This window comes from Siphonobacter curvatus, from assembly GCF_002943425.1.
Classification (GTDB): Bacteria; Bacteroidota; Bacteroidia; order Cytophagales; family Spirosomataceae; genus Siphonobacter; species Siphonobacter curvatus.
The window spans coordinates 794941-816637 of record NZ_PTRA01000001.1 but is presented as its reverse complement, the minus strand read 5'-3'; the positions used below and the strand labels follow the sequence as shown (position 1 = coordinate 816637).

General features: G+C 49.6%; 12 protein-coding genes and 1 CRISPR repeat array (1 of these 13 cut by a window edge). Of the genes, 4 read left to right on the top strand and 8 right to left on the bottom strand.

Translation table 11 applies throughout. The annotated features are described in order from the left end of the window. Positions 1 to 76 precede the first annotated feature (76 nt). Positions 77 to 1846, top strand: coding sequence for a hypothetical protein (locus tag C5O19_RS03310; protein WP_104709896.1), 1770 nt, complete (start codon positions 77 to 79; stop codon positions 1844 to 1846). On the opposite strand, the gene C5O19_RS03305 is transcribed toward C5O19_RS03310, so the two are convergent. The 7 genes from C5O19_RS03305 to C5O19_RS03270 all read right to left on the bottom strand — a co-directional run bounded on the left by C5O19_RS03305 (position 1843) and on the right by C5O19_RS03270 (position 14826). Beyond that, positions 1843 to 2598 carry a class I SAM-dependent methyltransferase gene (locus C5O19_RS03305; RefSeq protein WP_104709895.1) on the bottom strand — a complete coding sequence of 252 codons (756 nt, stop codon included), beginning with the start codon at positions 2596 to 2598 and terminating at the stop codon, positions 1843 to 1845. The two genes, C5O19_RS03310 and C5O19_RS03305, sit on opposite strands and share 4 nt — an antisense overlap. Before the next feature lie 117 nt (positions 2599 to 2715). Next, positions 2716 to 3558: an endonuclease/exonuclease/phosphatase family protein gene (locus tag C5O19_RS03300; RefSeq protein WP_104709894.1), complete on the bottom strand. Its 843-nt coding sequence runs from the start codon at positions 3556 to 3558 to the stop codon at positions 2716 to 2718. Positions 3559 to 3652: 94 nt separating this feature from the next. After that, on the bottom strand, positions 3653 to 5443 hold the full coding sequence (locus C5O19_RS03295) for a RagB/SusD family nutrient uptake outer membrane protein (RefSeq protein WP_104709893.1): 1791 nt from the start codon (positions 5441 to 5443) through the stop codon (positions 3653 to 3655). A 66-nt stretch (positions 5444 to 5509) separates the two neighbouring features. Beyond that, entirely contained in the window at positions 5510 to 8794 is a 3285-nt protein-coding gene (locus C5O19_RS03290; RefSeq protein ID WP_104709892.1) for a SusC/RagA family TonB-linked outer membrane protein, read from the bottom strand. Positions 8795 to 9091: 297 nt separating this feature from the next. After that, the gene (locus C5O19_RS03280) at positions 9092 to 10306 is read right to left on the bottom strand and encodes a potassium/proton antiporter (protein ID WP_104709890.1); all 1215 of its coding nucleotides are present in this window, start codon (positions 10304 to 10306) and stop codon (positions 9092 to 9094) included. Between the two features lie 167 nt (positions 10307 to 10473). After that, the gene (locus tag C5O19_RS03275; protein WP_104709889.1) at positions 10474 to 13704 is read right to left on the bottom strand and encodes a hypothetical protein; all 3231 of its coding nucleotides are present in this window, start codon (positions 13702 to 13704) and stop codon (positions 10474 to 10476) included. A 48-nt stretch (positions 13705 to 13752) separates the two neighbouring features. After that, positions 13753 to 14826 (bottom strand): NAD(P)/FAD-dependent oxidoreductase, encoded by a 1074-nt coding sequence (locus tag C5O19_RS03270; RefSeq protein ID WP_104709888.1) that lies wholly within the window; start codon positions 14824 to 14826, stop codon positions 13753 to 13755. A 303-nt stretch (positions 14827 to 15129) separates the two neighbouring features. Between C5O19_RS03270 and C5O19_RS03265 the strand changes: the two genes are divergently transcribed. Beyond that, positions 15130 to 17040 (top strand): M14 family metallopeptidase, encoded by a 1911-nt coding sequence (locus C5O19_RS03265; protein WP_104709887.1) that lies wholly within the window; start codon positions 15130 to 15132, stop codon positions 17038 to 17040. Between the two features lie 151 nt (positions 17041 to 17191). Here C5O19_RS03265 and cmk read toward each other — a convergent pair whose 3' ends face one another. Beyond that, entirely contained in the window at positions 17192 to 17878 is a 687-nt protein-coding gene (gene cmk, locus C5O19_RS03260; RefSeq protein ID WP_104709886.1) for a (d)CMP kinase, read from the bottom strand. A gap of 234 nt (positions 17879 to 18112) precedes the next feature. On the opposite strand from cmk, the gene ade reads away from it, so the two are divergent. Both ade and C5O19_RS03250 read left to right on the top strand, forming a co-directional pair. Continuing rightward, positions 18113 to 19750 (top strand): adenine deaminase, encoded by a 1638-nt coding sequence (ade, locus tag C5O19_RS03255; RefSeq protein ID WP_104709885.1) that lies wholly within the window; start codon positions 18113 to 18115, stop codon positions 19748 to 19750. 8 nt (positions 19751 to 19758) lie between these two features. After that, positions 19759 to 20406, top strand: a complete 648-nt coding sequence (locus C5O19_RS03250) for a peptidylprolyl isomerase (RefSeq protein WP_104709884.1) — start codon at positions 19759 to 19761, stop codon at positions 20404 to 20406. A 265-nt stretch (positions 20407 to 20671) separates the two neighbouring features. Then, a CRISPR array of direct repeats spans positions 20672 to 21697; the repeat unit is 30 nt; unit sequence GTCTTAATCGTACCTAGTTGGAATTGAAAT; it runs 714 nt beyond the window's last position.

The window sequence follows — 21697 nt, the reverse complement described above, 5'->3', positions numbered from 1 at the left end:
AAACGAGTTCCTAAGTTAAGCGTAACTACTTAATTTAGGGACTCGTTTCTTTATGACGTAATTACATTTAAAAGTAATGCGACAAGCTCCCCCTCTAGTAAAAATCACCCGCTGGGATTTAGGAATTTTGTTTCTTTTCGTTAGCCTTTCTGCCCTACTCTTTAAACTTACCAGTGATTATACGTATCCGGAAGCCATCCGCTGGATACGTACCCGGTACGCAGCTGTTCCGGCTATTCATTTGCTACCCCTGGACTTAACGGAAGATCGGTATAATCATTTTTCTTTATTTTTCTTCGGCTACGGACTCGTAACTCTGGTGGCTTTTCTTTTCTGCGTAAAGAAGCTGGGGTTTTCCTTTCCTAGCTTTATTCATACGGCAACGACTCGTTTTGTTTCCCTGCGTACCGTTTTTCTGCAGCATCGATTCAGTACTCTTTTTTTACTGGGAATACTCGCTCTGGCTGTTTTCCGATGGATCTATTACCTGACTCAGTATGCTCCTTACATTGATGAACTCTACTCGTACTATAACTGTAGCAAACCCGGCTTCCTACTCACGTTGGTGTACTACCAGAAGGGCAATAATCACGTTTTTTATAACCTGATCAATGCTCTACTCGATACGTCCCTAATCAATCCTCTCGTTTTGATTCGTGGCGTTTCGCTGGTATATTTTCTCCTGACGTTAGCACTGGTGTATATCTACAGTCTGAAAAAATGGGGACTGCTTTGCAGCCTTTTCACCACACTGACGGTCCTGATCCTACCGTTGAGCAGCCAATTTGCTCACCACGGACGTGGTTATACTCTGATTAGTTTATTGGCTTTACTCTCGGCCTTTAGCGTACGGGCCTGGTTGAAATCGTTCCAGCCTTTTTACCTGCATCTGCTGATTCTTTGTACGGTTTTAGGGGCCTATACGATTCCCGTGTACATTTATACCTTCCTGGGTTTGCTTCTGTTTATTGCGTATACACTCCTCAAAAATCGCCTGTATCAGCACTTGCCAGCAATCAGCTGGGCGGGATTAGCCATTGGTTTAGGAATCTTCTTTTTGTACTTGCCCATCTTCTTATTCAATGGGTGGGACGTACTTTTTCAGGCTAATAGTTTCTTTGAAAAGCTCAGTGTCTTCGAAATTATTACTAATGTCTACCAGAAGACCTTCTTACGGCGGTGGCATGCCCTGCTTTTATGGCAGCAAGCTGCCTTCGTTCTTATTCTGTTTGCGGTTATGATCGTGGGTTATCGGTACCGTAGCCAAGCATCCATTCGTTCTTTTGCGGATAACGCCTGGGCGATTCTTTTTCTGTGTGGAATTCTAGGGGGAATGATCGTCGTAGCGTTGCAGGGCATTATTCCCGGAGGTCGGGTATGGACGTATTTGGGCGTATGGCTGAGCTTGGCTTTGGGTAATTTTCTGTATCAACTCTTACGGGCGAATGTACCCCCCAAACTCCTTTTGATCGGGATGGCGATCGGGCTCCTTCTGCTTTCCGTCTACAGCTTCCGCGTGTATCAGGATGCGATCTCCAATTTATATTTCCCAGGATCCGGAAACTTGTCCCGCACCACTCAGCAGTTGGCCCGGCAACTGGTACGTACCGCACCGAAACGGATCTTCGTCAGCGAGTACCACATGCTCCACATGATTCTGCTCGAAAAAGATGTACAGGCGGCCGATTCCTTAGTCCTTGACATGAACCAGCCCCTGTCAGTACGTTATGACTACCTGATTTTAAGTCCCGATCAGGCGGTTCCTTCCTACCCCAACTATCATAAAGTCACGGCCTTAAGCCACCGGGGAACGTTGGTCTATGAAATTTATCAACCCCTTCATTAAATTTTTTCCAGCACCACGTAACACCGGAAGGCCAGCAACGATCGTACTGGCGTGAGCATTTTTTCGGCAAACTGAAATAGCGGAATCAGACTGTCGGGAATGAAGGATTTGTTTTCGAAACCACCCGAGGCGGGGTACAGAATGCAGCTCAAGCGGTTTTGCTGTTTGATCTGAAAACGACCTTGGAATTGCTCCTGGAATTTCTTCCGATCCCGGTAAAAAAGCAGATACGGAATGGCTTGGTTAGCATCCCAGGGATCTTTCTGATCGATACCGGTTTTGTTGAAATAATCAACGTCCATGATGAAAGGCTCGGGGTGGAACTTCCGGTATACGGGCAGCGAAAACGGCGACGGATACGGTTCCAGCATAATTAGACGCCCGCCTGGCTGTAACACCCGATAGGCTTCTTCCAGAAAATGGACCGGATTGGACAAATGGTGCAGGACGTCCACCATCACCAGATTACTCACTTCCCCCGCCTGAAAAGGCATCTGATGAGCATCGAAAACCAGATCGATCCAGGGATGCGGCTCGATGTCGGAAGTGATGACGTCGGGTTTGAACTCTTTAAAATTGCCTCCCCCGCCCCCGAGTTCTACGGTTGGACCGGATACGGGACTCAAATCCTTAAGAATCATCTGATACCACTCGGAATAAATGATCCGCAGAATTTTCTTTTCGTGCCATTTTTTTCGATGGCGTCCCAACATGTCTTCCAGTTGCTCGGGAGTGTACGCAGAATGACTCATTCGTCCGTTACTAAGGTTCGTCGCAAAGAAAGGGAATAAAGCTGCCTTCCCAGAAATTCCGGCAAAAAAAGAACTTCCCGAATCGCTCCGGGAAGTTCGATCAATCAGTGCCTTGCGTTACTGAATCACCAGTTTCACGACCACCGGCTGGTGATCAGAGAAATAACGCTGATTCAGGGATTGGTTAAAGGTAGCGTAGCTGAGTACCTGAATGGACTTGCTTGTAAAGACGTAATCAATCCGATCTTTCATCGGAGCGTCGAATTTAAAGGCATTGAACGTTCCTACCGGACCGTACGGCGGCATTTTAGTCACCTGACGTGAATCATTCAGCAAGGTTTGCATTTCCTTGATCTGCTCGGTTTCGGGCGTTGAGTTGAAGTCTCCCGTACAAATGCTCTGTGCTCCTTTGGCGATTTCCTTGATTTTTTTCACCATTAATTTCCCCGATTCCCGACGAGCGACCACGCCCTCATGATCAAAGTGTACATTAAAAAAGTAAAACTGCTTTTTGGTCTGCTGATCCTGTAATTTCACCCAGGAACAAATACGGTTACAGCAGGTTGCATCCCAGCCCTTGCCAGGTTTCTCGGGCGTTTCGCTCAGCCAGAAATTTCCCGAGTCCAGTACTTTGAAGCGGTCTTTTTTGTAGAAAATCGCGGAGTGTTCACCCCCTTCTTTTCCGTCGTCACGGCCTGCTCCGAAGTAGGTATATTCGCTGCCTTCGGCAATGTCTTTCAATTGACCTACCAGAGCTTCCTGTACCCCGAAGACATCGAAATCATGGTAGCGAACCTGAGCTTTCAGATTGTCTTTACGATTGGGCCAGGCATTCTCGCCATCGCCGGGATTATTGTACCGAATGTTGTAGGAAGCAACGGTAATGGCGTTGTTTTTCTGAGCAAACGTGGCCGAGATCATACACACCGCAGCCAGAAAGGTAAAGAGTACTTTTTTCATTGCATAGAGAGATTACGGAGCGGCCTCCGCCGTGATTCAGTCAGAGGCCGCCAAATATGAAAGTAAACTTACGAGCAAAACCGGAAACCGCCGATTACCAGCCCGGATTTTGTCCCAGAGCCGGGTTCATCTGACGGTCGGCTTCGGGAATGGGATACAGGTAATATTTCTCTTCCCAACGACGCGGAATGTTGTTCAGCCAGATCAGTTCGCCCGAAGTGTCGTTGGACAAGCGTTGGGGATTAACCACGCCGTTTACCGTTTCGGCTACATTGATATACGTCACGCCGGACAGTTGGGTTGCGGGTCTTACCTTATAGAATACGACATCGTTGATGCCATCGCTGTTCAGATCCAGCGGTGTATTCAGGGCCGGTACGTAGAAACCGTTCCATTTCTGATCCATCAACGCCCCCCGATTCCAACGTACGATGTCGTAAAACCGGAACCCTTCCAGGGCTAGTTCAATCCCTCGCTCCCGTCGAATTTCCAGCAAGGCCGCATCCGAAATACCCGGAAAATAATTGGTTTGCAGGTACGGATCGGCTACGGTTGGTTTGGCCGTCAGTCCCGCCGTGATCCCCGCTCTTTTGCGTAAGGCTCCTATGGTCAGGGTCCAGTCGGCATCCGTAAACGTGCCCAGCTCAGCTTTGGCTTCGGCATAGTTCAGCAGAATTTCGGCATAACGCATCAGCGAAATGGAATTGGTATTACGCGAGCCACCGTCGTAGAAAACATCGTCGAGCGTCCATTTGATAGGCTGGTATCCCGTATACGTGTACGAGAATACGGGCGGAGCGGGCTCCTGCACGTTCCCGTTGATTCGTTTATAGTTGCCCATGCGAATGGTTTGCTGCAGGCGTTTATCGCGCTTCTTTACCTCCTCGGCAAAGGGTAAGGTCTGATATCCATCCTTCGACGTAAATGGCGTACCATCCGCGTTGAGATACGTATTCACAAACGTACGGATGAAACTCACGCGGGAACCGTAGGTGGCACTTGTCCACCACCAGTTGGCATCGTGTAACACGTTCAGCGTTGCGTCGGCCACGCTGGAGAGCATGATTTCGTTCGCGACCGGCGTTGTACTGATGAATACCTGACGATACGAAGCTTCGGAACCACCCGCTTCGTTAAGCGTAAAGCCGCCCGTTTTGATGACCGTTTCCGCCGCCGAAGCCGCTTCGCTCAGCCAGCTATTGGCGGTATTTTGCAGGTTGTAGCTCGTATGGTACTTGCGGAAAGTTCCTTCGAACAAACAGATCCGGGATTTGAGTCCGTACACAATGGATTTAGTAATCTGGCTGCGGGAATTATCCGTAGTCGTCCGAAGATTCGCAGCAGCATAATTCAAATCGGCCAGTACGGAATCCATTACCATCGTCCGGGGATCGCGGGCTTTGTACAATTCCTGATTGTCGATGGCCAGCGTCTTTCCGTACCAGGGCACATCCCCGAAACGCTTTACTTTATCGAAGTAAAACCAGGCTCGGAAAAAGCGAGCCAGGGCGTTGTAATGCCGCCGGGTTTCCGCCGATACGTTGGGATTCGTATTGTTTTCCAGGAAGTAATTGATGTTTCGCAGCGGACGCCAGTTCCAGCCCGTACTTTGCCGGGGACCGTAGGCACCTTCCCGCAGAAAATCGTCCACTTGCGAGCGGGCCGAATAATCAGCTAACGCATCGCCCCGGATGATGTCGCCCGAAGTAGGCAGAATTTTCAGGTTATCGTCCGTCGTGTAAAAGGAATTGGCGTACAGGGCCAGCCCGTTTTCACTGCCAAAAACTACGGAACCCGTAGCCGTCGACTGGGGCATTTGTTCGAGATCACTACATCCGGCCAGTAACACGCCCGCCAGTAGTATACCCAACACTTGATTTCTCATGAAAAGTATCGTTTTCAGGAATTCAGTACTAACTGAATCGTGTACTGAATTCCTGTTCTTGAAAGCTTAAAAAGTTACAGAAAGGCCGAAGGTCAGGCTCTTCAGCATGGGGTAGTTGTTACCGTTCCCATTTCCACCGTTGGTTAATACCCTGTCCGATTCTCCCGTATTCTCCACGTCCATATCCCGGGTAATGCGGTAGAAGGGCGACCAGCTCCAGAGGTTTTCGCCAGATGTATACACGCGGGCCGTCTCCATGCCCAATCGCTGAATCCAGCGGGCGGGCAGGTTGTAACCCAACTGAATGTTTTTCAGACGGATGTACGCCATATTTTGCAGGTACTTGGTCTGCGTCTGGTTGAGTACGCCCGAACCATTCTGGGCCGTGTATCCCCGGTAGCGAGGCAGGTACGCGTTCGGGTTATCTTCGGACCAGATGTTATTCAGATGCCAGGTCGGGATTTTGTTGTACGGACGATTGTACTGTCCCCAGAAGTTTGAGTTTTCGGCTCCGGGCCAGTAATCACGTTTGCCCACGCCCTGGAAGAACAGCGAAACGAAGAAGTTATTCCAACTCGCATTACCCGCCACGCCAAACGAATACCGGGGCGTGGAATTACCGATGATGCGGCGATCACCGGGGTTTCCTACGGTATTGTCCCCGTTATTAATCACGCCATCACCATTCAGGTCCCGGAATTTAATGTCGCCGGGCAGGTACTGTCCACTCGTGGAAGCCTTATACAGCGTTTGTTTGGGCGACTCGGCCACGTCGGCAGCGGACGTGAAATAACCAGCGGTTTCAAAGCCCCAGATTTCACCGACCTTTTGCCCGGCGTAATAATCCGTCAGTAACTTCTTCTCGTTGTTGTATTTTAGAATTGTCGACTGGTAATCGCTCACGTTGAAGCGAATTTCGTAGTTCAGCGGCTTGGTGGCTACCGTAAACTGGTCCCGCCAGGTAACGATCGCTTCCCAACCGTTCGTCCGTAAATCCGCGTAGTTTCCTTTTGGTACGTCGGTGCCAAACACGGCGGGCAAGCTCATGCCCACGGTGAACATATCCGTCGTTTTTCTGGTATAGGCATCCGCTACCAGCGTCAGTCGGTTGGACAATACGCTCAGGTCAATTCCCACGTTCGTCGTCGTAGACGTTTCCCAGGTAAGTCCGTTCGGAATTACACCCGGTTGCAGGGTTTGCTGGGGCCGTACGCCACCCAGCACGCGGTTTGATTGGGAAATGGCAAACTGCTCCTGAAACGCGTAGGAACTGATGTTCCCATTACCAAGTGACCCATACGAAGCCCGGATTTTCAGGTCGCTAATAACTTTGGGTGAAACGTGCCAGAAGGACTCGTTGGCCACCCGCCAGCCCGCCGAAACGGAGGGGAAGAAGGCATACCGCTGGTTGGACGGAAACTTGGAAGAGCCATCGTACCGACCATTCAATTCCAGCAGATACCGTTCCTTGAAGGAGTAATTGACTCGGTAAAAACCACCCAGAATCGCCCATTTTTCCCAGCCGCCACTCGTCGTAATTGATTGTCCCAGAGCCAGGTTAATATCCGTTGCATTCTCAGAAATCAATCCGTTCCGAACGGCTTCGAGTCGCTTGAAGGTTGACTGTTCGCTGTTCAGACCCACCAGGGCTTTTAGGTAATGATTCTTGTTGAGCAAGTGCGGTTCATACTCGGCGTATAGGTTGGAAGCGGTATACACCGTTTCGCGGTTCAGGTTTTGAATGTCATTCGTAGTCGTACCGACGTACTCGATCACGCCCGGTCGGCGGCTATAAGGTACGGGTACCCGCAACCGCTGTTCGTTGTTATCCGTATTCTGGAAGGTAAAGTTTCCATTCACCCGCAACTGATCGTTGAAGAACTGCGTCGCCAAACTGACCGTATTCCGGAACACCCGGCGATCCATGTCGATTCCATTTTTGCCGTACCAGAAATCACCGACACTGTACGCGGCCGAATACGTCAGCGTACCATCGGGATTGAACATCGGAGCCATCGTATGGCCTTCATCCTGAATGTTCCGCCAGATTCCGCCGCCTTCGCCCACGTTCAGCGGGTTGTGGTATTTCAACGACGAGTAATCGGCGTTATTTGTCACTTTCAACCAGGGGAATACCTGTACTGAACCTTTGGCCCGGAGGTTATAGACGCGGTAGTCATCAGAATTATACCGAAACAAACCGGGCTGATTGAAATACCGTCCCGTGATGTAAAAGTCTGACTTGCCGCTACTTCCCGAAAACGAAAGGTTATGTTCCTGAGCACTCGTGCGGTCTTTATAGAGCAGCTTGTTCCAGTCAGTATTCTCGTAATATTCGTACTCACCGGCGGAATTGACGATGGTTTTGGGTAAGCTGGGATCATTCGCCCGACGCTCGAACTCCGCCAGATACGCCGGCGAAAAACGAACCGTTTTATTTACGTTCTGGGGCGTCTGCGAGTAATCGTTCCAGGCCGACCAGCTTTCGTTAAACATCCGGGCAAAGGTGTAGCCATCCGTGACAAAGTCCGGCAGAGTTGTCGGGGACTTGATCGACTGGTTGAAGGTGTACGTCAGACTGGTTTTATCCTTCGTTGGATTCTTCGTCGTAATCAGTACTACTCCGAAAGCCGCCCGAGCTCCGTAAATCGCCGCCGAAGCCGCATCTTTCAAAACCGACACGCTGGCAATGTCATTCGGGTTGAGCCGGCTGGGATCGCCTTCCACGCCGTCGATCAGTACCAGTGCGTTACCTCCCTGACCAATAGACGTTGTTCCCCGGATGTTATACGCGGGCGACTGAATGGGTTTTCCATCACCCGGTAACAGGTTCAGGTTGGGAATCACCCCCTGTAAGCCCTGCGTCAGGTTGGGTAAGGCCCGGTTGTCGAGTACCTCGCTCGTTACCTGATCCACGGCACCCGTCAAGTTCACTTTCTTCTGCGTACCATACCCTACGACTACTACTTCGTCGAGTGCTTTCGAGTCCGATTGCAGCGTAACGTTCAGCGTCGTCAGATTTCCTACGTTGATCTCCTGCGTTGTATAGCCAATGTAACTGAAGACGAGTGTAGCATCGGTGTCAGGTACCGAGATCGTAAATGCTCCATTTACATCGGTCGTGACGCCCTTGCTGGTCCCTTTGATGCCCACGTTTACGCCGGGCAGATTGTCTTTCCCGTCGCTTACGGTACCTCTAATGATGATTGCTTGCCGAGTGGTAGTATGCAGAGGGGCAGGAATCGGCGTTGCGTTCGCCAACGGCGTAGCACCTACGCTCAAACAGGCAAGAATAATGCACTGTTTGAGATTTAGGCCTGGTAAAAAACCCGGTGGTACAGGGTGTTTCATTCCGGTAATGGTTAGTGTAAAAACAACAGGATTCTTCCGTCACACTTGGGGCGTGACTGATTACATACGTTACCTCAGGAAGGTTGGGAATAGATTCCTTAACGACGATGGACGGATTCAGCAGAAGCACTCTTCACTTGACTACTCGTCGAAAGGTGGTGCAAAAGTATTTCTACCCGTCAAGAAGAATATTACCAGAATGTTAACCCAAATCATCAAATTGTTAAAAAATGACGATGTAACTGGCCACTTATTACGAATCTAATAATTAATACAATGGATTAAAGATGGTCCTTACTACATCTGGCTGGAGGCGGGCTGGTCTTCATTGAGCCCTAATTTATTCGCCAGCCAGCCCAGCGTTGTTCCCTGAAGCAGTACAGAGATTAACACTACGGCGAAGACGATATTGAAAATGACGTCGGCCACCCGTACCCGGGCAATGAGCGGAATCAGACTAAACACAATGGGCGTCGCTCCCCGTAACCCTACCCAGCTTACAAATACTTTTTTCTGCAAACTGGCTTTGAACGGGGCGAGTGATACGAAGACGCTGAGCGGTCGGGCAATCAGGATCAGGAAGAGACAAACGATGAGGGCCTGGGGCAGATAAGCCACCATGTTACGTGGAAATACCTGTAAGCCCAGTAAGACGAAGAGACTGATCTCCATCAGCCAGGAAATGCTTTCAAAGAAAAGGTAGGTCTCCTTACGGCCCAGCCATTTTTCGCGGTGACTACTGATCACCATACCGGTTACGTACATACCCAGCAGTACATTACCGTGCCACATCATGAGGGCACCAATCCCAATCAGAATCGTCGCCAGAATCAGTACCGGATACATACCCCGATTCACTAATTGTAGTCGCTGTAAAATCAAACTCGTGGCTAAACCCAAGGCACCACCCGCCAGGAAACCAATGGACATTTCCTTGACGAATAACCAGAGCCAGGGTCCAATATGAATCTCCGGCTCGTGAAGCATACTGGTAAACATGGTGGTCAGGAAAAAGGCCATGGGATCATTCGTACCGGATTCCAGCTCCAGAGTTTCTGAGATGTTCTCTTTCAGTCGCAGGCCTTTCGAATTCAGAATGGAGAATACAGCGGCGGCATCCGTGGAGGATAAGACGGAACCAATCAGAAATCCTTCCAGGTACCGAATGCCAAAAGCGACGTGGAGAAACAACGCCACAGAACCCGCCGTCAGCAGAACGCCCACGGTGGACAAGACCAGTCCTCGACCCAGAACGGGTTTAATATGCCGAAAGTCAGTTTCCAGGCCGCCAATGAACAGGATAATGGCCAGGGCCAAATTGCTGAAGGAATGGGTAAATTCAGGGTAATCGTAGATAAAATCGAAGGGGCCGCCGTTTCCTAAAAAAATCCCCAAAGCTAAGTATATCACTAAGCTAGGTACCCCTAAACGATGCGATGATTTGGTTAGGATGATACCAAAAAACAGGAAAAAGCCGAGCAACAAGCAGATCAGCGGAAACGTAAGCGTCATAAATTCAGGGTTGGGATTAATTCATAAGCCGTAAAAGCTGTGCCAGTACTTAAACTGACTTGTTTCAGTAGGTAGTCATTCATAAGTCGGGGCTTCAATCACCCACCTGATCCTAACAAAAAAGCAGCCCCGATAGAGAGCTGCTTTTTTGTCAGTGTCAAAAGTTATTAAAAGTCGTAGCCTAGTGAAACGTGGAAAATAGGCGTTTGCACGGCCGTATCTTCAACTCCCCAGGCCAAGTCGCCTTTTACGTAGTATCCCAGGAACAGCGTCCGCACGCCTACCCCATATCCAATTAGATACGGATTTTTGAAGTTGTTGACGGTAGCGTACCAGGGACTTCCCTGTGGATTAATAATCTCGGTATTCAAACTATTTTGCCGACTAAATGGTCCACTTCCCGTCCAGGCAGTACCAATATCCGTGAAGGCAGTCAATTGGAAGTTTTGCAGGAACGTAGAGGTAAGCGGTCCACGGCTTAGTACTTTAAATACCGGCCAGCGTAATTCAGCATTGAACAATGCGTAGCTTTCGCCCGACAATTTATTCATCCGGAAACCCCGCAAAGGCGTAACAAAATCCGTAAAGAATACATTACGGTAATCCATATTAAGCGGATTCAGGGGGTTTTCGGCGTTACGCACTTCCCGTACGGTACCGAAAGGAATCCAGTTATCGATTCCACCGAGTATACTTTGCTTCGGAGCCTGTCCACCCGAGTGACCAAACGATATACGAGTGGCTAAGGTAAGGTCCCGGTAGATTTTGGTATAGTTACGAGCATCGAGCGTAATCTTAAAGAAGCTTTCGGCGTTTGACCGCATCCCCTGCTGTTGCTGAGCCCGCAGTTTCACCCGCGTACCCTCAAGCAGATTCATACCGCTGCTCCGCGTATTGTCGTACACCACTTCACCCTGTAATCCGACAAAGCTGGACACCGCGTCGGGTAAACCAATGCCGCCCTGCGAACCATCCACGCGGTTCAGGCGAGTATACATGGGAGAAGCCGATACTCGCAACGCCTCCGTAAAGGGGTACGAAGCCGTGAGCGTGAGTCGGTTATAACGGTACTTGGTAAAGAGTCCCGAAGCGGGGAAACCATCAGTAAAGGCTCGACGGTCAAAGCGGGCACTAAAGTCAATCCGATGAACCAGGTACTGATATTCGGCAAAAATCTCGCTGGTTCGGAAGGTCGGCGTAATAAACAGGCCGCCTTTGATGATGTTATTTTCGAGTAAATCGTTGACTGTAATCGTGTTCTGCCAACCAAAGCCACTTTGATTCACCAGATACGGCAAAACCAAAAACTGGTTATCGGTATTATTCACCACAAACACATCCTTATACGAAGTTGGGCCTTTCAAACGCGTAGCATCGCGGCGTACTACAGTGGTTCGGCTACGGGAGTTTGTAATGACCCGGGGTGAAGACGAAGGCTTATCCGTACGGCGTTCGGTTACTTTCAGTCCTTCCAGATCAAATTGATAATTATCCGTATCGATCTCACCCGGACGAAGGGAATTGAGTCGCGAAGGCGTCCCCACCCCTACGGGGGCTTTGGTCGGATCGGTGGCACCACTGGCGGTCTGATTCGTACGAGCTACGCCACCATTCATGCGGATACTCCGTCCGGTAGCGGCTGTTTCACTGGCTTCTACGGGAGCAAGTTTGGGCAAGAATTTCACAGCCTGCCGACCGTTTTCTATGCTTACGTACGCCAGTGCTCCACTACTCGGGTGATAATCGTAGGCCGTCATGCTTTCGACAAACTGACTCAGGGGCCGAGCTTGCCGCGAGGTTGTATCATACGTGAACAGATTCTGAATCCCCTGCTGATCACTCAGGTAAAACATGCGTTCGCCATTGGAGGCCATGGGTTGCAGGGCCTGATCCGCCAGCCGTTCCAAGACCTGACTCCGTGGATTACCGTCGTGCAGGTACAGATTAAAGCGATTGGGCAGCATTTTGGGAGCTGCCGTTGAAAGTGTATCGTTGGTCCGGTTGGAAGCAAAAAGTACGCGGGTCGTCGAACGGCCTACGAAGGCAGGCGTTAGATCATCGTATAAATCGTTGGTGAGTTGTAATACGGAGTTCCGACTTAGATTATACAAAAACAGATCATTCTGTCCTTTGCGGTCGCCGCTGATGGCCAATACCGAGCCGTCCTGCGAAATATCGAACCCGGCAATTTGAGTAAATCCGCGTACCGTCCGGCGAGCTTTCAGGCGTAAGCCTTTCTTCTCGCTTTCCACAAACTGATGTAAAAGGGTACGGTCATCTTTTTGTTCGAGTACGTTCAGCGTACCGTTATCCTGCCAGGCCAGCAAGGGTGCCGATACGGGAAGTTCCCGCGTTAGAAAACGGTCGCCACCTTTCAATAGCTGCGTTTTCTGCTGCCCCTGCGTGTCGGTCAGATACACGTGGTACTGTCCGTTATCCATGACCGAATAGGCAATCCACTGCCGATTGGGGCTTAGTTTTACCTGTTCAATTTTGTGACCCGTAAAGAGCGGATAACTGGCCAGCGTACTACCTGAAGGACTCTTGAAAGCCGCAGCGGAAGACGTCGCCATCTGCGTATAATAGTCCCGCCAGTCGCTCAGAAAACGGTTATAGGAAATGCCAAGGGTGCTGGAGATACTGGTTTGCTCCGTCCGGATGATCCGGGTCAGGTTGAGAATGTTCGAGATATTGTCCCGACCGTAACGCTCCGCGATAAAGTTCCAGATCGACTGTCCGACGCGGGTTGCTTCGGGTCCGCTGAGGTGAGCGGGTTTCTTGAATTTCTTATTCAGAGCCACATCCCGCATGTAATCGTCAAGCTCGCGGCTCCAGCCTTCGGCTACGTAAGCCGTAATTCCCGAGATAAACCATTCGGGCAATGACAGCAGCAGCTGACTTTGCAATGCGTCTTTCAAACTGCCGCCGTAGAGCATATCGTACACAAACACCGAAGATACTTCTTTGGCTAACTTCTGCCGAAAGGCAATATGATCGGCCGTGAAGGCGATTTGTACGCGGGACTTGGAAAGGTTTTCCTCCCGAATGGCTGCTTCAGAATTTAGCGAGACCCCGATGTTACTTTGCTTGAGATCGCTGGGCGAGTCGTACAGAAATATCTTGGTACGGCTGTAGGGCGTATAACTCAGAATATCGGTGATTCGATCGAATTCCGACTCGGCCATTTGTGCCGTATACGTCGCCAGCGAGCGGCTGTTTCCGTGAAAGTATACTTCAAAGTTAGGTGTAGTGTAAACCTGCCATTCAAAGCGTTCCCGCTGGATTCGATTCTTCCCGAATTCCTCCATGGAAGGCATGAATACCTGGGCCTGGCTAGTAGCCGCTCCCAGCAGGATTCCACTCAATAAAGAAACTTTAATAGTATTGGTCCAATTCATGGTGTAGGGCTGGATCTACTCTATATACTCACCCACAGAAGCATACAGTTATTCGTTGATTTTGCTGAAATATAACGAATGGAATCGCTGGATATTCGCTTCGGGGTCCAGTTCTTTCGTATGAACCAGAAAATCAGCGAATTGTTTAGCCAGAAAGGGTGCCATTGAGGTGCCTTTAGAGCCTAATCCATTAAAGATTCCAATACTACGATACACCGGATGAAGACCAATAAACGGCCTGCGTCCTTGCGTAGCCGGACGAATGCCAGCTACCTGTTGCTGAATCTGGTAGGATACCTGAAGCAGCTTATTCAGTTTCTCCGTTAGGTACGTACGTCCTTTCTCCGAAGGCTCCCATGTCAGGTCGTTCCATTCGTAGGTGGCTCCAGCTCGGTATACGCCCGCTCCCTGCGGCTGAATCCAGACGCTTTGGTTGACAATACCCGGTACGGATTCTTCCGGTAGCTGAAGCGTCAGGATTTCTCCCTTCACGACGGCCCAGGGAAGCCAGCTGAAATACGGATTGAACCGACCATATGCTCCCTCGCAACTGATGATTTGACGGGCTTCGTAGGTACGCCAGGTAACGAAGTCCAAACCCGGTACGACTTCCTCCCACCGAAATTCGGTCTCTACCAACGAATCTTCCTGTACTAAAATTTTACGAATGGCCGATAATAAAGTAGGCAAATCTACCCAGGCCGCTTGTAGGGTTTCGAGTCCGCCTAACGCGTTATGGATTAGACCTGCGTAGGCTTCGTTATTTTCTGCCAAACGAATGTACCCTTCCAGGACCGGATTGGCCGTTTGGGCAATGAAGAAGTTCTGTTCTTCAATGGATTGATACGGGCGATAAACCGGAATCGGATAAAAAAAAGATGCCTGTAATTCCTGCTCCAATGCGGGGTAAAACTGATGCAGATAGGGAAACAAATCATCCGCCAGCCAGGTCTTGGACAGCTTACGGCCCGTGACGGGATTGCAGATCCCCGCGGCCACCCGCGAAGAAGACGGACGCAGGTCATCGATGACGCGTACGCTGTAGCCCCGCTGCCGGAGGGTCCAGGCTAGTACCGACCCGGCAATCCCCTGCCCCACGATCAAGTAATCAACTGTTTGCATACTTACTATTCAAATACAGTTTCAAAATACGATAAAAAGAACGGCCCTTTTGCAGCGTTTTTCGAAGTCCTGGAAAAAACACGTCGATCCTTTCAAAGCCAGTTTGTATGCTATTGAAACATTATATGGCGAATGAAACTCATTACCATACAGAAATTCAACATTACTGCATTTACCCATATAATCTTTCAATTTTATTCGTCGCATCCATTTTGCCTAACGGCAATCTTTCACTAAAATCAAGCCGCAAAATTTTTGGTCGCTTCCTTTTGAACGTTAATCCTTTCTATTCGCACGTCACGCATGAAAAAACGTCTTACTTTCTTTTTATGTCTTACCCAATTAGCGACTGCCTATGCCCAGCGGTCGTACTATGGAACGGAGGAAAAATGGCCGGAACAGGATACCGCCAGTAAGTTTTACACCGTAAAAGGCGAACGTCATGGGGTTAGCTTTTTCAAGAAACATCAGTTTAAGGAAGTCGAATACAAACCCGGCAAAACCCTGAATTTCAACACGTATCATTCGCCGGACGTCATTTATCACTGGTGCCGGACCTGGGCGGCCCAGTATCCCAACCTCGTGGATCTCTACGAGGTAGCCAAGAGCTACGAAGGTCGGCCTATTCTACAGATGACCCTGACCAATAAGAAAACCGGCAAGCATACCGACAAGCCAGCAGCGTATTTCGAAGGCGGACGGCACAGCGGCGAAGTCACCAGTAGCGAATCGGTACTGTGGATGGCGAAGCATTTGATCGAAAACTACGGTAAAGACGCGGCCATTACCAAGCTACTGGATACCAAAACCATTTACCTGCGACCCGAAAACAACCCCGACGGTTCGACCATGTACCTGTTTACGGCCCAACGAAACCGCAGCACGGTGCACCCCAAAGATGACGATAGGGATGGCCTGCTGGACGAAGATCCGGAGGAAGATCTGGATGGTGACGGCGTGATTTATCAGATTCGGAAGAAAGCCAGTACGAATGAACGGGAGAAAGCCAATTACGTCATCGACCCCCGGGATCCACGCTTGATGAAACGGGTACTGGAAGGTAAGGGTGACTGGCTGGTGTATACGGAAGGGATCGATAATGACGGGGATGGCAAGTTTAACGAGGATGGCGTGGGCGGCCTAGACAATCACCGGAACTACCCTGAAAACTGGCGTCCAGATCAGGGTGGCGACTTTACCGGACGCGGCTACACGCAGGGTGGTGCCGGAGCTTATCCGCTCAGCGAAGTGGAAACCCGCTCAACGGTACTGTGGCTGCTGGGGCATCCGCATATTTCGGTCGTCAACTCTATGGACACGCGTGTCCCCATGCACCTGCGACCACCTTCGACGTCAAAAGATACCGAAAGTATGTTTCCCGCTGACCTAGCCATCTATCGCCACATGGATAGTCTCGGCCTGGCTCATACGGGCTATCCCTGGGCGGGTGATGTGTACCATACCTACAGCACCCGGAGCAAAACCAACCGAATGACGGGCGACCCCAGCAAACCCGAACCCTTATTTGGGCACGGTCCGGATTTCGGCTATTTTTACTACGGTTCGATCTGGTACGGAGATGAACTTTGGAATGGCGGAGCCATGAAAGATTACGATGGCGACGGGCAGTACGATGAATACGACGGCCTTCGCTGGGACGATGAAGCCAACGGCAAAAAAGGATTTAAGCCCTGGACCAAGTTTACGCATCCGCAACTGGGCGACGTAGAAATTGGCGGTTTTCACCCAAAATTCTTTGCTCAGAATGGTCCGCCGACGGTACTTGAAAACTGGATTTCCAAGCAGGCTAAATTCAACCTGAGTATGGCCTTCGAACTGCCGCAAATTGAATTTACCAACGTTACGGTTAAATCGCTGGGTACGGATGAATACGAAGTCAAAGTAAACTGGACTAATTCCGGGAAATTACCTGTCGCACTGGAACAGGCTCAACGCATCAAAATTGTACAGGAAGACCGCCTCATGCTGGACCTCGATAAGGCTCTTCTGAAAGGCGATGCTCAGGCTAAAGTCATCATCACGGAGCCTTCCCTCTTTGACAAAACCATCTACGCGGGCTATACCGGACCGGGCGAGAAAAAGGAAGCGACTTTCAAGGTAAAACTCAATCAGAAGGGAAGCGTAAAAGCGAAAGTTAAACTTCTCTCTACGCGGGGCGGCTATCAGGAGAAAGAAATCACGATTGGTAAATAGGGACTCTTTCTCGTGGTAGAGGGGGTATTGTGGTTTGAAAGGTTTGAGGGAGTATGAGGTTTGAAAAGATTCTCTCGCATCAGCGGGATTATCACCCCAGAAACCCCTCAAAGCGAAAGCAGTCCGCTCCAAAAGAGCGGACTGCTTTCGCTTATGAAGCCTGAGCGATTTTCTCGTCGGCCCAGCCTTTAATCAGGGCTACCTGTTCATCAAACGTCAGGTAGGAATTATCCAGCACCCGGGCATCTTCGGCCTGACGGAGCGGCCCTTCCGAGCGGTTCATGTCGATATGGTCGCGTTTGGTTAGGTTTTCGAGTACTTCATTCAAGTCCACCAGATCGCCTTTTTCCAGTAATTCCGCCTGCCGACGCTGGGCTCGAATCAGTGGATCGGCGGTCATGAACACTTTCAGTTCCGCCTGCGGAAACACGACGGTGCCAATATCACGCCCGTCCATGACAATCCCTTTATGTTTGCCCATCCGCTGTTGGAGGGCCACCATCGCCCGACGTACTTCCACTACAGCACTCACCTCGCTCACCATCTGGGAAATGTACATCTTACGGATTTCCTCCTCTACACACAGGCCATTCAGATACGTTTCATTCAATCGTTTCTCCGGATTGAACTGAAATGAAATGTGAATATCCGCTAACGCCTTTTCCACTTCGTGGGGGTTCGTTCGCGATACGTAGTGTTGGTGAAAATACAGGCTCACGGCCCGGTACATAGCTCCGGTATCAATGTAGCCGTACCCGAGCTGAGCCGCCAGAGATTTGGCAGTCGAGCTTTTTCCACAGCTGGAGTACCCGTCGATGGCAATGATTATTTTTGGCATTTTTATCAGAAATTGCTTCGAAAAGCACCTGGGAAGTTCTTTCTGTATAGAACTTTGGCAAAGGTAGAAAGTTTAACCCAGCGTTGGAGGGCTATTTTTGAGTAAACCCGGGTGGAGGTTTAATGTTTGAGGCTTTGATTCTTGGTTTCAGGTTTGAGCCAAGTTTGAATTAGAATACTAGGTTTCTTCTGCCCCCACGCCCCATAAACTTCCATCCGAAAATTAAATATATGTATGAGAGAGATCAGTGGTCAGCTTGTTGATATTCCGGGTCGAGTGATTCGGCCGGTTACGGTTTTGATTGAAAACGGCGTGATTAGCCAAGTACAGGATAATCCCCAGGCTCCGCTTCAGTACCTGATGCCGGGCTTTGTGGATGCTCACGTGCACGTCGAGAGTTCAATGCTCAGTCCCGCCCAGTTTGCCCGGCTGGCTGTACCGCACGGTACCGTCGGCACCGTTTCAGATCCCCACGAAATTGCCAACGTTCTGGGTGTACCGGGCGTGGAGTGGATGATTGACAGTGCCCGAAAAGTGCCTTTCCACTTTTGTTTTGGAGCACCAAGTTGCGTACCTGCCACGCCCTTCGAAACGGCCGGAGCCGTTGTAACCCCCAGGGATGTGGAGTACTTGCTGAGTCAGTACCCGGAAGTGGGTTATCTGGCGGAAGTGATGAATTTTCCCGGTGTCATCAACGGCGATCCGGATATGCGGGCCAAGATCAGTATTGCTCAGGAACTGGGTTATCCCGTCGATGGGCACGCTCCCGGCCTACGGGGCGAAGCGGCCCGGCAGTACATTGCGGCGGGTTGCCAGACGGATCACGAATGTTTTACGGCTGAAGAAGCACGCGATAAATTGCAGTACGGCATGAAAATCCTGATTCGGGAAGGTTCGGCGGCCAAGAATTTTGATGCTCTGATTCCGCTGTTGCCGGAACATTACGCCAACCTCATGTTCTGCTCGGATGATAAACACCCCGACGGACTGGTACTGGGCCATATCAATTTACTCGTCAAACGGGCCCTGGCTTTATACCCGGATCGCCTCTTTGAAATCCTGCAAATGGCCTGCCTCAATCCCGTCAAGCACTACCGACTCCCCGTCGGCCAGTTACGCGAAGGTGATTCAGCCGATTTTATTGTCGTTGATTCCCTGACGGATTTCAATATTCTACAAACGTTCATCAAAGGCGAATGCGTAGCCGAAGCGGGCCAGTCCCGCATTCCCAGTTATTTGAGTGAGCCCATCAATCACTTTCAGGCAACGGAAAAATCACCCACTGATTTTCAGATACCATTCTCGGGTAATGAGGCTCAGGTACGCGTCATTGAAGTACTGGACGGTCAGTTGATTACCAATGCCCTCACCGAAACGGTAGCCGTAACGAATGACTTAGTTGGAACAGATACGGAACGGGATGTGCTGAAAATTGCCGTGATTAATCGCTACGCGGATGTACCCCCGGCGGTAGCCTTCATTCGGAACTTCGGTCTGAAAAAAGGAGCCCTGGCGTCCTGCGTTGCTCACGACTCGCATAACATTGTGGCCGTGGGCGTTGACGACGAATCCATTGCCCAGGCCGTTAATCTGATTATTCAGGGAAAAGGGGGTATTGCCGCAGTTGACGAACTGGAAGCTCTGGTCCTGCCCTTGCCCGTCGCGGGCATTCTGAGTGGTGAAGATGGGTACTGGGTGGCCGAGCAATACGCGACGCTGGATGCTTTTGCCAAGCAACAACTGGGCTGTACGCTGGCGTCGCCGTTTATGTCGCTTTCTTTTATGGCCTTGTTGGTCATTCCGAGCCTGAAGCTTAGTGACAAAGGACTGTTTAATGGCGATACCTTTCAATTTACCAATGTATTCAACTGATTGTTTTCATGCGAAATCTGCTTCTGTTTTGCCTCGGCTTAGTAGTCTTTTCAGCCTGTAAAAACCGCGAAATTCCTCAGGATGAAGTTGTACAAACCTTAACCGAATATGGCAAGGAACATCCGGAGAACCGTGTTAGTATACACACCCGATTCGGGGACATTGAGATCAAGCTGTACGACGAAACGCCGCTTCACCGGGCCAATTTTATCCGCATGATCAACAGCGGCTATTACGACGACCGGGGGTTTTACCGATTGGTTAAAGGCGTCTGTATTCAGGGGGGTGGCGAGCAGCGGGATCAGTTGAACTATACGGTTCCATCGGAATTCCGGCCTAATCTTATTCACAAAAAGGGTACGCTTTCGATGGCTCGGTACTCGGACAATAATCCGGAGAAACGCTCCTCTTCTACGGAATTTTTTATCGTTACGAAGGGCATTTTTTACAACGAAGAAGAACTAGCCAAGTACCCACCGGCCCTGAAATCCATTTACCTGAAGCAAGGGGGCGAAATCATTTTTGACCAGGAGTATACCGTTTTCGGTGAAGTAACCAAGGGCCTGGACATTGTCGACAAGATCGCTCAAATGCCCCTCGGCGGTTTCGAACGGCCAACCGAAATTGTGAAGTTCTCCATGAAAGTGCTGGATTAAAAAAGCAATCTTTTCATCCGTGCATACGCGTTAACGGAAGCTTTCGAAAAGCAGTATCGTCGTCGATCACTTTGGTGAGTTCTCCATACCAGATAAAAACGGCTTAGTTCTGCACTAAGATTTTCATAAGTAACTGATTACTAACAGTCGTCGATCACCAAGGGTTTTCCTATCATTGGTGATCGACGACTATTTTCATATATAGAGTGAAATAAAACTATTACAGGAGATTAGAAAAGGGTTTTTTGGGCTGTAAATTAAGGGGGTCTTAATCGTACCTAGTTGGAATTGAAATGAGCCAGTGACTCAGAACTTGAAACCTACTTCGGAGTCTTAATCGTACCTAGTTGGAATTGAAATTCCTGACCGATACCAGGCAATCGGTGCAGGAGCTGGGTCTTAATCGTACCTAGTTGGAATTGAAATAATTTGAACACCGTACGGGTGAGACTGGCGTAATCCGTCTTAATCGTACCTAGTTGGAATTGAAATTAAAAATAGAGGATTTGGAAATCAATAGCGACGATAGTCTTAATCGTACCTAGTTGGAATTGAAATCGGATAATCAACCAAAACGCATGAGCCTTGCACCCTGTCTTAATCGTACCTAGTTGGAATTGAAATAGTGTAGCGATTACGCCGACTTCACTTTCGCTGATGTCTTAATCGTACCTAGTTGGAATTGAAATAAACAGGGCAGTCGGCCATTCAGTCTTTAACTCCGGTCTTAATCGTACCTAGTTGGAATTGAAATCTCTACCGCTGAGCTAAGGGTCAATGTTTGTCCGGGTCTTAATCGTACCTAGTTGGAATTGAAATAAAGTCTGGAGCATTGTCGCCCAACATGTCGTAAATGTCTTAATCGTACCTAGTTGGAATTGAAATCCCGAAACACTGGAAGGTATATCCGTGTCATTGCTGTCTTAATCGTACCTAGTTGGAATTGAAATTGGACGCACTAGGCCAGTCACTATATGCCTTGTATTGTCTTAATCGTACCTAGTTGGAATTGAAATAATACCACTGCTTTGACCTGAGGTCCTACGACTGATGTCTTAATCGTACCTAGTTGGAATTGAAATTAGAATCGGTGCCGGTTCGCTGTATTGCTGTAGACTGTCTTAATCGTACCTAGTTGGAATTGAAATAAAGCTTACCAAGCTCACTGGCTTTACGCGAAAAATGTCTTAATCGTACCTAGTTGGAATTGAAATTAGGTCATTCCATCCGTTCCCGAAGTAGAAAGACACAGTCTTAATCGTACCTAGTTGGAATTGAAATTCCTTCAATG

Excerpts from the sequence above, each read along its gene's own strand:
- C5O19_RS03310 (WP_104709896.1), top strand. The coding sequence starts at position 77 with ATGCGACAAGCTCCCCCTCTAGTAAAAATCACCCGCTGGGATTTAGGA.
- C5O19_RS03305 (WP_104709895.1), bottom strand. The coding sequence starts at position 2,598 with ATGAGTCATTCTGCGTACACTCCCGAGCAACTGGAAGACATGTTGGGA.
- C5O19_RS03300 (WP_104709894.1), bottom strand. The coding sequence starts at position 3,558 with ATGAAAAAAGTACTCTTTACCTTTCTGGCTGCGGTGTGTATGATCTCG.
- C5O19_RS03295 (WP_104709893.1), bottom strand. The coding sequence starts at position 5,443 with ATGAGAAATCAAGTGTTGGGTATACTACTGGCGGGCGTGTTACTGGCC.
- C5O19_RS03290 (WP_104709892.1), bottom strand. The coding sequence starts at position 8,794 with ATGAAACACCCTGTACCACCGGGTTTTTTACCAGGCCTAAATCTCAAA.
- C5O19_RS03280 (WP_104709890.1), bottom strand. The coding sequence starts at position 10,306 with ATGACGCTTACGTTTCCGCTGATCTGCTTGTTGCTCGGCTTTTTCCTG.
- C5O19_RS03275 (WP_104709889.1), bottom strand. The coding sequence starts at position 13,704 with ATGAATTGGACCAATACTATTAAAGTTTCTTTATTGAGTGGAATCCTG.
- C5O19_RS03270 (WP_104709888.1), bottom strand. The coding sequence starts at position 14,826 with ATGCAAACAGTTGATTACTTGATCGTGGGGCAGGGGATTGCCGGGTCG.
- C5O19_RS03265 (WP_104709887.1), top strand. The coding sequence starts at position 15,130 with ATGAAAAAACGTCTTACTTTCTTTTTATGTCTTACCCAATTAGCGACT.
- cmk (WP_104709886.1), bottom strand. The coding sequence starts at position 17,878 with ATGCCAAAAATAATCATTGCCATCGACGGGTACTCCAGCTGTGGAAAA.
- ade (WP_104709885.1), top strand. The coding sequence starts at position 18,113 with ATGAGAGAGATCAGTGGTCAGCTTGTTGATATTCCGGGTCGAGTGATT.
- C5O19_RS03250 (WP_104709884.1), top strand. The coding sequence starts at position 19,759 with ATGCGAAATCTGCTTCTGTTTTGCCTCGGCTTAGTAGTCTTTTCAGCC.